This window comes from Vibrio sp. G-C-1 (genome assembly GCF_021728015.1).
GTDB lineage: Bacteria > Pseudomonadota > Gammaproteobacteria > Enterobacterales > Vibrionaceae > Vibrio > Vibrio splendidus.
The window spans coordinates 1-11,484 of sequence record NZ_JAKKCR010000008.1 but is presented as its reverse complement, the minus strand read 5'-3'; the positions used below and the strand labels follow the sequence as shown (position 1 = coordinate 11,484).

Below are 11,484 nucleotides of genomic sequence, written 5' to 3'. Positions count from 1 at the left end.
GACGTATCGGCATGATTTATAGTAATTATTATTAAGGATATAGAGCTTTCCATGAAAAAATTTGCAATTGTGACTTTGCCACTGCTCTTGGCTGCATGTGTATCTGACGACTACGTTACCAATGTAACTTCAGATAGTTATCAAGAAGAGTACAAAACGGCAAAAGTTGAAGCTCCAGTTGTATCTCAATCTGAGCAAACAGGCGTTGTTGAAGAAAACGTTGTCAACGTGATCAGAACCGAACCTGTTGAGCAGAAAGTCACTCAAACGACTAAAGCTAAGCCAGTTGCAGTAGTGACAGGCCCAACGAATAAACAACAAGATATGAACCAGCGCTTTGGTTACACGGTTCAAGTTGTTGCTGTTGGCAGCCAGAGTAAAGTCGATTCTTTCGTGAAAATGCTACCTACGACTTCTCAACCAGTTTGGGAAAACTACAAAATGGTTAACGGCACTAAGTGGTTCACCGTACTTTACGGTGATTACGCAACACGCTTAGAAGCTAAAAAGGCAATCTCAACGCTGCCAACCACTTTCCAAAACTTGAAGCCGTTTGTTAAGAGCATTGATGACATCAAGAACTCTGAATACCCAACGCTTAACAAGTTGAACTAAGTTTTAATTCAAAAAGAGGGAGCAAATGCTCCTTCTTTTGTTTTAAGACCAGCAGTTTTGTTTAATAGTTAATCGCTCGTTCTTTCGAACACAATTTTAACGTTCAAAACACTGTACCTATTTCGACTTTTGTTTATCATTGAAGTCAGTATTCCTAGTTTCAAGGACCGAATTTACCCATGAACACCATTAACATCCTTCTACTTTGTGGCGGTGGATCTTCAGAGCATGAAGTATCTTTAGTTTCAGCCAATTACCTTTTTGAACAACTGAATAGCGTTGCAGATTTTAACGTTGTCAGAGTTGAACTTAAAAACGAAGGCTGGTGTCTTGATTCAGGTGAATTGGTTTATCTAGATATCAATAATCAAACCTTACGTGGCGACAACCTAGAGTCTAAAGTCGATTTCATTGTGCCTTGTATTCACGGCTTCCCGGGTGAAACAGGTGACATTCAATCATTGTTTGAAATGGCTAAGATTCCGTACCTAGGTTGTGGTTCTGAAGCGAGCAACAACAGCTTCAACAAAATCACGTCAAAGCTTTGGTACGACGCACTTGGCATCCCAAACACGCCGTATCTGTTTTTATCAGACAACAACGACCAAGCACATTCACAAGCGACTCAAGCTTTTGAAAATTGGGGCAAAGTGTTCGTGAAGGCGGCTCGTCAAGGTTCTTCTGTAGGTTGTTACCAAGTTAACCAAGTGGAAGACTTAAGCGAAGCGATCAATAAGGCGTTTACCTTTTCTGATCAAGTACTGGTTGAGAAATCAGTTGTGCCTAGAGAGCTCGAAGTTGCCGCTTATGAAATCGATGGTGAGCTACACATCAGCAAACCGGGCGAGGTGATTGCACCTAATGGCGCATTTTACTCTTACGAAGAGAAATACAGCTCAGACAGCCACTCAATTACCGAAGTTGAAGCAAATAACTTAACAGACGAACAACTAGAGTTAATTGCAGACAGTGCACGCAAAGTATTCACCCAAATGAAGCTTCGTCACTTGTCTCGTATCGATTTCTTCTTAACGCAAGACAACGAGATCTACCTGAATGAAGTCAACACCTTCCCAGGTATGACGCCAATTTCCATGTTCCCTAAAATGGTTGAACATGATGGCCACAAATTCAGCCAGTTCTTAGAGAACTGTGTGAGAACGAGCATTTCTTAGTTCTTCCAAAATATCTTAGCGAGTCTTACACCACTGGCTAAATAAAAAATAGCGCCTTGAGCTTACCCGCCAAGGCGCTATTTTTTAAGATTCCGAGCCTTTTTCAGAGTTAAAGCTTTTTGTTTTTAAAGCCAGTCGTCTATTGATCACGCCGTTTTTTAACTAGCTGTCTATTAAAAGCTGACTATTCCAAAAGAGGCCATCAGCTTACAGCCAAGGAACTATTGGTTTAATGCCAACAGATAGTCAGCTTATTGCCAAGGGATTAGAGCTTTAAACTTCATTTTCTCAGTCTCAGCCGTACCCGAATAACCCACATATTGCGCAGGCATTGCAGGGCTGAGCCAACGACCAAAATCCTGAATCTCCCTTACCTTAAGACCTTGTTTTGACAACTCTTGTGCGGCACCCACACGAATCGAATTCCCTGAAAAATGGTGGTTTTCTGCGAGTTGAAGTAAGTCGCTTGCACTTCTTAGTATCCTATAGATCGACGAATCATCTAAAGGTTGCAGACTGATATTCTCATGCTTGTCTATCGCACGAAACACGGGTAACTCATCTTGTGTTCCAGTAAACGCAAACCAACGCTGAAGTGCAGCACTTGCTACTTGCGACAGCCGATACGCAGAATCTTTTACTGTAATTTGGTAATCATTTTCAACGCACTCGACATTACCCATTGATAACGCCTTAAGTTCTGAGCGTTTTAAAGCACACTCAAACATCACATTATAAATGGCGATGTCTCTGATCTCTTTTAAGCTCGATTTCTCATTTGAAAGTAACGTGTTTAACTCAGCGAGGTGTGCTGAAGTCATGGCATTGGTTTGCTTAGCGTCGCCGGCCATTTGAGCTTGCAAGTGGAGCAGGGCAAAACGAACTTGTCTATGCTTGATTGGGTTGGCAAAGCTCAGCACAGTATGCAACAAGCTAAGTGTTGCAGTGTAACGTTTTAAAGATGCGTATTTTCTGTCACTGGATTCAGTCTCAAGAAAACGACGAACAGCAGTAATAGAGGCAGGAAGTGTGTTGATACGGTTTTTAGTACAGAACGCATGGTAGCGATTCCAATCACTGTAGATACCCAACAGTGAGTTACGAGAGTACTGGTATCCTGTTAACTCATCTATAATTTCAATTGTCGCGTGCCTGTTCAATTTTTCAACAAATGAATTAATTGTCACAGAGTCGGTTAAAATAGGGACTTTTTTTCGCAAATTACCGTACCTCGACAGGTGTTTTTACCATATTATGCTTGATATCATTATAAGTATACTTATGATTAATACAGTGAAAACAAAAAGATGATTAATAGATATGGCTAATTCAATTTACCGTAGCGTCCATCTGCAATCGATGGATGCGAATAACACCATTTGGCGTGCTAAGTTAAAAAACAATGTGATTCAGGGCAACCTAGCTGCCGTGAAGAAGAGTATTGATTGGTGGATTGACACGGCGTCTATTATTGACCCTAAAGAGTTCACTGCATTAAATAAGTCGAGAGGAACTGGTGGCCTAACTGAAAACTTCAATGGCTATCAGATCAAAAATGACACCGGTGAGCCTAACGCGTGGTATTGCATGTTTAACGGGCGTCTTATCAAAGGCGGCAAGATTGCAATCCAGCGTCATATAGAAGCTTACTTACTCGCAAAACAAAAAGCAGAGCAACAAAAGAAGTAATTTATGAGCCTAGTATATTCAACAGAAACAGGTCGCATTAAACCTGAAGAAGAGAAAGTCCAACGTCCTAAAGGCGATGGCATCGTTCGAATCCAAAAAGAAACCAAAGGCCGTAAAGGCAAAGGCGTTTCTATCGTAACGGGCTTAGACCTAGATGACGCACCATTAAAACTAATGGCAGCGGAACTCAAAAAAGTGTGTGGCTGCGGCGGCTCAGTAAAAGATGGCAACATCGAGATTCAAGGCGACGCTCGTGACAAGCTCAAAGCGCACCTTGAAAAGAAAGGCTACAAAGTTAAATTTGCTGGCGGTTGAGCTCTAACTAATGCCAGGGGTAAAATCGAAGATTATTATCACTGGTTATTAGGTATTTTATGGTAAATAGCTAATATGGTTAAATACACAGTATAAATCAGAGAATATCGACACCAAATAAAGGCAGGGCATCACACAAAGATACCTGCCTTATAAACACCAAAACCAATTTAACATAACGTACATAATACGCAGTGACGGACATTGAAATCTGAGGGGTTTCAGCACCTTAGTTCTTGCAGATTTTGCGTACACGCGTGTTATAGCCGCTTGAAATTCAAAATGTTTCCACATAAATACGAACATTAATTAGTTTTCGTCCTTCCATTTTGCGTTATACCTAGTTTTCGTCACTGTTCTTTTTTCCGGTTTGACGACAAGTTTCATCGAATTCACCGATGAACATCGTGTTTTGTCATCGAAAAAATAATTCGACGGATGTTTGATAACTTGAAGGAGATCACATGCTCACGCCTCGCTTTGCCGATCTGTTGAATCGCTACTTCGACGACATTCATGAAGCCGCCGCGTATTTTTACGTGCAACCGATCACGGTCAAGCGATGGCTGTCTGGCGCGGTACCGGTCAATCCACTGGCCGAAAAATTGATGAACATTCACGCCCGTGGTTACTTGCCCCTGGATCATCGTTGGAACGGATTTCGGATCAACGTTGACCGTGCCATTCTCATTACCCCCGAAGATCGCGAATTCAATCCCAAGGAATTGCTCAGTTTTGCGTACTGGCGTGACGAGCACCGTCAACTGGTTGAGCGCCACGGCAAAATTGAGTCCCCGAAATACTATCCGGCTAAAGAGCATCCCTTGCCATTTCGTGGCGGTCGTCGCATGCCACCCAAGCCCTGGATCCCGGCCAAATTCAAATAACGGCCACATTCAGAGTCAAAACCCTCGAGATAAGCGTCTTTAACCTAGGAACTCAGAACGTCATGACAACGATAATAGCCAGTCCGAACATCTTCATCGCAGGCGACGCCATGTGGACCAGCCAAGTCAGTGGTTTGGAGGTCGACTGTGAGACGCGCAAACACGTTGTGTGTCTCGAGCAAGTGATCTTTTTTTCGGGTGATGAGCACCCTATTATCCTCGCGCAAGCCGTGCTTCTGGCCTTAATTTCTGACGAGGAATACATTCAGTTAGCCCAAGCGCTCGACGAGCGCGATGAGATTGGCTTGATTGCGGTAACGGAAAACACCGGTGCGTTGATAGACATGCCCATCGGCAATAACGCAACCACTGGAGAGCTGGTGTTTACCGGCTCTGGAGGCTTCCATGCGGCGACGTTTTATCAAGATCTCGACAATCTGTCTTGCCTGTTAACAAGAATAGATACAGCGATGACGATGGCGTTCCACGTTGACGAGCAATCCGGCAATGGGATCCATAAGAAGGTGTGGCCTCAGTACTACGACAACTTGTGTTATACTGACACCAGTTACCGAGAATACATCGGGGCTAAAATTGAAGAATATCACGAGTTCATCGCCGAATGGGCTTCGATGGAGGGCGACAATATGGCAGCACAACTTCCCCGCTCTACAAACCGCACAGCGCCGGCACCAAACGCGCCCAAAGCAACCCCAGAGCGCATGAAAGAAATACTCGACGCGTTAAGAAAAAATCAAAAAAAACAGTCGGAAAAACAAGAAGAAAGCGCCTGAATTTGGCGCTTTTGTTAATAAATAATGATAAGTTCTGTTGGGAAATTACACGTTAATCAACTCATCGTCACCACGCGTAAGAAATCACCCTTGGATACTTTGTTACACGCGTTCTTACATCAACCGAGAGCTTTACCTAAGCGATTACATACTCGGTCTCTTTTTCGTTCCCAAGTAGAAAAGCTCAGTTTATTTGCAATATTGAATGTTTTTTCAATTTTTTCTTTGAAAGAATTCAACTTCATTGCGTCAGTTAAAACCATACCTTGCGTTAATGGAAGAACACCCTTTATATCCGAATAATTAAAAGGAGGAACAACAAGAGGTATATGTTCTTTAGACAGAACCCATGCAGCGCCCATTTCACACATACACACTGGACTTGCATAAAAGTGCTCAGACAGAACGAACAAAACCATAGAGTCTGATGACAACTCATTCTTTATTGCATCGAGGAAGTTTTCACCAAGCTCAATACCGTAGCCCTCAAAAGACGTACAAAAAATTTGATTGGATTCAACTCCAATAGCCTCAAGCAATTCTATAATTTCTTCTACAATCTCAGCATCTTTTGAAGCATGACTAATAAATACTTTATTAATACTCGTTTCCGAGTCGATCATCTTTCCACCAACTTCTTGAGGCAATTCATCCTCCAAGTCTTGGATATACTCCTCGATAGAGCTGATTAACATTTTGAAATCACGACGGAAACATCTTAAGTGGTCAGCGGTATAATCACTTGTCCCTGTGAACATGAGTACTCGAAAATGAAAAAGTAAGTCATTAAAGTGTCCAAATTCCGTTGAATCCTTTCCGAACACTTTAATAAATGTTCTTTCTACCGAGTTTTTCCACTGTTTAAAGTCAGGGTCGCTACTCTTCTCTACTGTTACCATTTCAGCTCTACTGAGCAATTTCTTCAGTTGTTTTATTTTTTCGTGATTGTTCATTTTTTTCCTTACTTACAACGTATTAAATAATGCCGACTGGAGCGAGAATAGTGAATCAGTTTTAAGATCCGTCTTATGTGTAGCGTTCATCATCATGATTTTCGAAAGAGAATTGAATGTTATTGACTTTAAAAAGATTACAATTAATAAAATCCACACAATTAAGATCGAATAACGCAAGATTCAATCCGGTATTTAAGGAACTTTTAAAAGCAATTCCATCGTAACCTAGAGACTTTATCAGCTCCGCAATTATTTGAGTGGGAGCATAATCGGATTTTTGGTCACTGTTAGTCACTGGCTCAGAAAAGGCTCTATCAATATGCGTCCAAACAGCTTCAATTTTCTTAGCATCTTCGGGTTCCGCTAAGAAAAATGGTAAAGACCCATTATGATGTTTTGAAAAATCAATAACTTGAAGTTCACAATTGTTAGAAAATTTAGCTACTGAGACAACGGAACCTAACCAAGGTCGTATTTCTGACATAGCAGTTTCTTTATTCGATGCAACGTACAGACAAGGAATTCCCTTAGAGTTTGCTCTTCCTTCAGTGGCGCTATCTGTCAAAGGCCTCATCCTAGACTCTGAATAGGGAACATATATTTCATCAACTTCAATATCGTCCTGCATCAAAGGGATAGCACTATGTCCCATTTGTGCTCGCCACAGCAATGAATTTGGGGCAATCACTTCTATTCTACTTACACATGTGTTTTTGATGCCTTCCAAAAATTCCTGAGAATCGGCGTCTAATACATATCGTGATTTGCTTTTAACTGAATGACTAAACTGCATATAGCTAGTCCATGACTTAAAACTCATAACTTCCCTTCATATATAGGACGAGCGATTCAGCTACAAAATCAACGCATAGTAAAATATCACGCGTTGAAAATCACTCTTAAATACTTGTTATGTGGCTTACCCGAAAGCCAGTAATTGGGTTAACCAATCAACCACCTTATACATAACTCCTAGAGTCTCATCAAACTTGTCGACCGCGGTCATAAATGTTGCAATGACGAGCAGAAAAGTTAGGAATAACATTCTATTCTGTATACTTACTTGCGTCTTTTGAATTTCTTTTTGATGTTCCTCATTTCGTATATTTTCTTTGGTCTGAGTAAAGTAGTGAATACCTTTTCCTTTCATTTTATATAAAGGGTCTGACTCATTAGCATGACTAATTCTGACAATTTCTCCATCCTCTACACTTGCTTCCAAAATCCAATCAAGGGATTGTGAAAACTTTCTATGAAGCTCATAGTCAAAAATACTTTTTTGACCCAAAAATAGCTCAACGAGATCACTTTTCTTAAATGTTCCCCTAGTTAGGAACTTATCGCTAGACATCAAACACTCATATATTTCGTATTTCGAGCGCAAAGGTGTACGTAGCCTTTTAGAAACTCGCCAAGAACGAAACTTTTGGCGGACCCTCGAATAAAATATACTGATGTACATTAAGCGCCATTTTCGCCATAAAACCATTTGCACAAGCTTACCTGCCGTACAGTGTGTATTTTCATCTCTCCAATAGCCTAGGTAATAAGTAACGTCTATACGGGCATGCTTGAGTGCAGCATCCGACACGTAACATTCAACGGTCTGGTTGTCATCTAAAAACCTGTAACCTCTAATTAAGTGGTTAGCTTGCAGTCCATTTTTGGAAGGAATAAATCTATATAATACGTTTTGAGTCCCGACTCGTTCTTTTGACATTGAATCGAGTTGCTCTACTGTCCCTTGAGGGAAATATACATTGGTCTCATAGAAGTCATTATTCTTTGCAGTTTCACTAGAAAGTGAGAACCTACTTGGACAAGCATACTTAGCAAAATAAGCCAAAGCCCAAAACTTTATTCTTTCAATAATCAAATAGACTCCTCAATCTAATCGTCATACAAATATACCGTTAACCCATTGTTTTTTAATATAAAACAAATTAAATAACTAGCACCTGGCGCTGTATATCACTCTAGAATTCTTGTTAGCTAACTAACGTACTCATTACTTAACAATGAGTTCAGAAAGGGAAATTCTTCAACGCAATATTGATTAATTCTATTACGAATAAACGCGTCTCCATCATCATGGCGAGCCAAGCACAAATAGTAGAGTTTATCGTTGTACTTTGCATACACGACCCATTCCCCTGTCATTTTTTTCCTTGCTTTTCGTTGATCAAGAGTTCCTGATACTACTTGTTCTGCAATTTCTTTAGCTTGTTGGTTAGGAGATTTAGTATCGTCCTCCAAGGCTCTGTTGATGATATTCGTTAAACCATGCTTCCCTAAGCCAATTTTAATATTATGAGGAATGTAGCGAGAAGATACGAAGTGGATATGATGTAGCCCTTTTAACGATGGGTGCTTAAAAGGCGTTGGTTCCTTAATGCCAGCGCGATTCCAACCTTTTTCATAATCATTAAGCACCATAAAAACTTCATCAGAGCTAACGCCAAATAATTTATGAAACGCCATCAAGTCAACCAAAAATAATTTTGAGTAGTTACCTTTGATTTTGTACGAGATGCCACTTATTTTCTCGAACTTCAGTAATTCATCTTCTTGAATTTCGACTTGAATCTTACGCTGCAAAATTTATCTCCTCGTCTGATTTATCGAGACTAATTATACCTATTAACCCCATTTATAACAGTGATTTAAATCATTAGCACTAAAACTAAATGCTGATAGCTCAGTCTCTTATAGAGGGCATACAAAAAGAGCCACTTTTATAACAAAAGTGACTCTTTTGATTCGTGTGATTTATCGGCGTTTCTTGTAACGTTTTCTCGTGGCATTCGCTCTCACCACTCGCCCGTTCTTGATCGTATAACCTTTCTTAAGTTGGCCGTTTGGTCGGCGGCCTTTGCACTTGTGTCCTTTCATTCGGTATCTCCAGTTTTCGTATCCGTTGCTCTTGGTCTTGCTGCACTCGCTTTATCCAATTAATGTCCGTTTTCAAAGCCGTAATCGTGCCGAGGCTTGAGACTCCACCCGTCAGAAGTGCAATCAGTAATGTGCTGAGTAGCTTCATCATTTGCCCTTCCATCTAGACACGTAAAATTCGAGGAGATAACGCACCATGGCGCGCATCCCGAGCGTGTCAACGACGACTGCACCCACCACAAACCAATACGGATTCGGGATGCCCTGCAGCGCCTCAAAGCCTTGCTCAACATAGGGCGCGTAATTGGGGATAAACGACAGGATAAGCGGCACAAACACCACCAAGAGAATGAACTCATCTTTGAATCCCCGCTCTCGAATGCTGACTTCATCGAGGCTACTGGCCTGCTCTTCGCCGCTTTGAAGTCGACGCACCCTCGCCTGATGCTTCTCGCTCTCAAGTTCGTCTTTGCGCTTAAGCGCTTCGGCTCGGTTTTGATTGTGTTGCTGATACGCAGCCACACCACCGGTCACGAGATTAACAAGCGCGCCAATCATGTGTACACCCGACGACTTAATTCAATGTGCGGACCGTCTTTAAGGCTCTTCCAGTCACCACCCCAAACAATGGCGACATTCAGCTCTCGCGCCGCTTGTTTAAAGGCTTTACTGATGGCGTCGTAGTACTTAAAGTCCCACGTCACCTTGTTGTTCTCATCGTAAGCCACGAAATCGATCGCATGGCCAGATTGGTGCCGGCTGAGACGTTTAGCCCCATCGAGCTGGCTCAAGCCCTCCTGATAGAGTTGGTATTGGCGTTTTGCGGTGCGTAGGCCTTCCGTGATGCCAAAATCATACGGGGACAGTTCGAGCGCTCGACGCACGACTTTCTTTAAGTCGCCATGCACGCCGAGCATGCGGGTTTCGCTACGAGCGGACAGCACAAAGTTGCTGACCGTCTCATCGATGGTTTTCTTATTCATAAGGTACACTCCGGCCAGTAAGCCACTGGCGAGTAACACTAGCCATCTCATTCGCCCTCCGATTTCACAAGGAGTCTCGAATGCAGCGTAACGCTGGCATCAATGTTGGAGACGGTGATCTCAAGCTTGGTCGCGGCTTTCGGTTTGATAAGAAACAGTGGATAGCCATAGAGGGAATTCGCGGCAAAATACAGAGAGAGCAAGCGCCCCGATACGTTGGTATTGTTGGCAGTCAAAAACTTGATTTGGACGATGCCTTCCTTTGCTAGAAGCGAAGACGATCTTCGGCGCTGGTTGTGTGGCGTTGCTTGCTCGAGTTTATGGCGGTTAATACTCAAATCGAGCAATTCAACGTGGTTGGAAAGCGGAAACGTCGCCTTTCGATATGAGTGGACAATGAAACTCATCTGATTGTCGTGTTTCGCTTCCACGTTCAAAAAACCATCATTAGCGCCGGCAATCTCTGGATTGGTTAATGACAGCATCATATCGCTTCTCCTAATCGAATGTAGTCATTCCTAGACCCGAAAAGATTCACCGCTTGATTGGTGTTGAGCATCAAATGCCCACCCGGGTGTAACTCCAAGAACCCTTTCACAAGGACTAGGCCTTTATTGGTCGTCAGGGCTTGTAAGATCAGTGCCTTTCTTGCTCTTTTTCCTCGAATGGTCTGTGATTGCCCAGTGATTCGCAAGGTGCCCGTTTCGATTGGGTAGAACGTCACGCGCTCCGGATCCGACGTGACTTTCAGTTCGCTGTTAGTGATGGTGGCTTGCACGTCCAATGAGGCATTTCCGACCTCGACATTCACCGGTTGTTGGATCCGTTCAATGGTTAACGGTTGAGTGATTTCGTCTACGGTGATCGGCTCGGCCACGCGATGGACGTCTACTGGTGCTTGCACTTCATTAACAGTGATAGGTGTTTGTATTTCCGAAACTTTAACCGGTGTGACAATGTCACTAACCTTGACGGGTTCTTGTACTTTTTGAACCTCCACCGGCGCTTGAATTTCCGCGACAGTCACGGGCGTTTCCACCTCGCTCACCTTAACGGGATCGAGCACGTTTCTCACTTGGATAGGCTTTTCAATTTCACTGACCAACAGCGCGTTATTGACGCTAATTTTCTGCGCCTTGGTCATGATGAGTACGTCCGACACTTGGTATTCAAACGTC

General features: G+C 42.5%; 17 protein-coding genes. 6 read left to right on the top strand and 11 right to left on the bottom strand.

Annotated elements, in window-relative coordinates; all coding sequences use genetic code 11:
* Positions 1-51: 51 nt before the first annotated feature.
* Together L3V36_RS13105 and L3V36_RS13100 are read left to right on the top strand one after the other, a co-directional pair.
* Positions 52-615 carry an SPOR domain-containing protein gene (locus tag L3V36_RS13105; RefSeq protein WP_208774817.1) on the top strand — a complete coding sequence of 188 codons (564 nt, stop codon included), beginning with the start codon at positions 52-54 and terminating at the stop codon, positions 613-615.
* 179 nt (positions 616-794) lie between these two features.
* A complete protein-coding gene (locus tag L3V36_RS13100; protein WP_108161756.1) occupies positions 795-1,790 on the top strand; it encodes a D-alanine--D-alanine ligase in 996 nt (331 codons plus the stop codon).
* A 251-nt stretch (positions 1,791-2,041) separates the two neighbouring features.
* On the opposite strand, the gene L3V36_RS13095 is transcribed toward L3V36_RS13100, so the two are convergent.
* Positions 2,042-3,010, bottom strand: a complete 969-nt coding sequence (locus L3V36_RS13095; protein WP_017086435.1) for a tyrosine-type recombinase/integrase — start codon at positions 3,008-3,010, stop codon at positions 2,042-2,044.
* 100 nt (positions 3,011-3,110) lie between these two features.
* Here L3V36_RS13095 and L3V36_RS13090 point away from each other — a divergent pair, with 100 nt between their 5' ends.
* The 4 genes from L3V36_RS13090 to L3V36_RS13075 all read left to right on the top strand — a co-directional run bounded on the left by L3V36_RS13090 (position 3,111) and on the right by L3V36_RS13075 (position 5,475).
* Complete coding sequence (locus tag L3V36_RS13090) at positions 3,111-3,479, top strand: DUF3319 domain-containing protein (protein ID WP_004730993.1); 369 nt, start codon at positions 3,111-3,113, stop codon at positions 3,477-3,479.
* Positions 3,480-3,482: 3 nt separating this feature from the next.
* Entirely contained in the window at positions 3,483-3,794 is a 312-nt protein-coding gene (gene yciH / locus L3V36_RS13085) for a stress response translation initiation inhibitor YciH (RefSeq protein ID WP_009845368.1), read from the top strand.
* 464 nt (positions 3,795-4,258) lie between these two features.
* Positions 4,259-4,681 carry a phage protein gene (locus L3V36_RS13080; protein ID WP_057622055.1) on the top strand — a complete coding sequence of 141 codons (423 nt, stop codon included), beginning with the start codon at positions 4,259-4,261 and terminating at the stop codon, positions 4,679-4,681.
* Between the two features lie 62 nt (positions 4,682-4,743).
* Complete coding sequence (locus L3V36_RS13075; RefSeq protein ID WP_208774815.1) at positions 4,744-5,475, top strand: hypothetical protein; 732 nt, start codon at positions 4,744-4,746, stop codon at positions 5,473-5,475.
* Between the two features lie 119 nt (positions 5,476-5,594).
* Here L3V36_RS13075 and L3V36_RS13070 read toward each other — a convergent pair whose 3' ends face one another.
* The 10 genes from L3V36_RS13070 to L3V36_RS13035 all read right to left on the bottom strand — a co-directional run.
* The gene (locus tag L3V36_RS13070) at positions 5,595-6,428 is read right to left on the bottom strand and encodes a toll/interleukin-1 receptor domain-containing protein (RefSeq protein ID WP_208774813.1); all 834 of its coding nucleotides are present in this window, start codon (positions 6,426-6,428) and stop codon (positions 5,595-5,597) included.
* 73 nt (positions 6,429-6,501) lie between these two features.
* A complete protein-coding gene (locus tag L3V36_RS13065; RefSeq protein WP_237296672.1) occupies positions 6,502-7,224 on the bottom strand; it encodes an RES family NAD+ phosphorylase in 723 nt (240 codons plus the stop codon).
* A gap of 126 nt (positions 7,225-7,350) precedes the next feature.
* On the bottom strand, positions 7,351-8,307 hold the full coding sequence (locus L3V36_RS13060) for a hypothetical protein (RefSeq protein WP_208774809.1): 957 nt from the start codon (positions 8,305-8,307) through the stop codon (positions 7,351-7,353).
* A 116-nt stretch (positions 8,308-8,423) separates the two neighbouring features.
* A complete protein-coding gene (locus L3V36_RS13055; protein WP_208774808.1) occupies positions 8,424-9,029 on the bottom strand; it encodes a hypothetical protein in 606 nt (201 codons plus the stop codon).
* 171 nt (positions 9,030-9,200) lie between these two features.
* Positions 9,201-9,323: a hypothetical protein gene (locus L3V36_RS23885; RefSeq protein ID WP_267136745.1), complete on the bottom strand. Its 123-nt coding sequence runs from the start codon at positions 9,321-9,323 to the stop codon at positions 9,201-9,203.
* Positions 9,277-9,474: a hypothetical protein gene (locus L3V36_RS23950; RefSeq protein WP_272265286.1), complete on the bottom strand. Its 198-nt coding sequence runs from the start codon at positions 9,472-9,474 to the stop codon at positions 9,277-9,279. The genes L3V36_RS23885 and L3V36_RS23950 overlap by 47 nt, the downstream gene beginning before the upstream one ends.
* Entirely contained in the window at positions 9,471-9,881 is a 411-nt protein-coding gene (locus L3V36_RS13050; RefSeq protein WP_208774806.1) for a hypothetical protein, read from the bottom strand. Before L3V36_RS13050 ends, L3V36_RS23950 begins: the two co-directional genes overlap by 4 nt.
* On the bottom strand, positions 9,878-10,306 hold the full coding sequence (locus L3V36_RS13045) for a M15 family metallopeptidase (RefSeq protein WP_048666316.1): 429 nt from the start codon (positions 10,304-10,306) through the stop codon (positions 9,878-9,880). The genes L3V36_RS13050 and L3V36_RS13045 overlap by 4 nt, the downstream gene beginning before the upstream one ends.
* A 47-nt stretch (positions 10,307-10,353) precedes the next feature.
* A complete protein-coding gene (locus tag L3V36_RS13040) occupies positions 10,354-10,794 on the bottom strand; it encodes a hypothetical protein (protein WP_102533711.1) in 441 nt (146 codons plus the stop codon).
* Positions 10,791-11,484 (bottom strand): hypothetical protein (locus L3V36_RS13035; RefSeq protein ID WP_237296670.1); only part of this gene is annotated, 694 nt, incomplete at its 5' end. The genes L3V36_RS13035 and L3V36_RS13040, both read right to left, overlap by 4 nt.

Bases quoted from the DNA above. Each gene is read 5' to 3' on its own strand.
- L3V36_RS13090 (WP_004730993.1), top strand. From the start codon at position 3,111: ATGGCTAATTCAATTTACCGTAGCGTCCATCTGCAATCGATGGATGCG.
- L3V36_RS13070 (WP_208774813.1), bottom strand. From the start codon at position 6,428: ATGAACAATCACGAAAAAATAAAACAACTGAAGAAATTGCTCAGTAGA.
- L3V36_RS13075 (WP_208774815.1), top strand. From the start codon at position 4,744: ATGACAACGATAATAGCCAGTCCGAACATCTTCATCGCAGGCGACGCC.
- L3V36_RS13050 (WP_208774806.1), bottom strand. From the start codon at position 9,881: ATGATTGGCGCGCTTGTTAATCTCGTGACCGGTGGTGTGGCTGCGTAT.
- L3V36_RS13065 (WP_237296672.1), bottom strand. From the start codon at position 7,224: ATGCAGTTTAGTCATTCAGTTAAAAGCAAATCACGATATGTATTAGAC.
- L3V36_RS23950 (WP_272265286.1), bottom strand. From the start codon at position 9,474: ATGATGAAGCTACTCAGCACATTACTGATTGCACTTCTGACGGGTGGA.
- L3V36_RS13100 (WP_108161756.1), top strand. From the start codon at position 795: ATGAACACCATTAACATCCTTCTACTTTGTGGCGGTGGATCTTCAGAG.
- L3V36_RS13045 (WP_048666316.1), bottom strand. From the start codon at position 10,306: ATGAATAAGAAAACCATCGATGAGACGGTCAGCAACTTTGTGCTGTCC.
- yciH (WP_009845368.1), top strand. From the start codon at position 3,483: ATGAGCCTAGTATATTCAACAGAAACAGGTCGCATTAAACCTGAAGAA.
- L3V36_RS13080 (WP_057622055.1), top strand. From the start codon at position 4,259: ATGCTCACGCCTCGCTTTGCCGATCTGTTGAATCGCTACTTCGACGAC.
- L3V36_RS13040 (WP_102533711.1), bottom strand. From the start codon at position 10,794: ATGATGCTGTCATTAACCAATCCAGAGATTGCCGGCGCTAATGATGGT.
- L3V36_RS23885 (WP_267136745.1), bottom strand. From the start codon at position 9,323: ATGAAAGGACACAAGTGCAAAGGCCGCCGACCAAACGGCCAACTTAAG.
- L3V36_RS13105 (WP_208774817.1), top strand. From the start codon at position 52: ATGAAAAAATTTGCAATTGTGACTTTGCCACTGCTCTTGGCTGCATGT.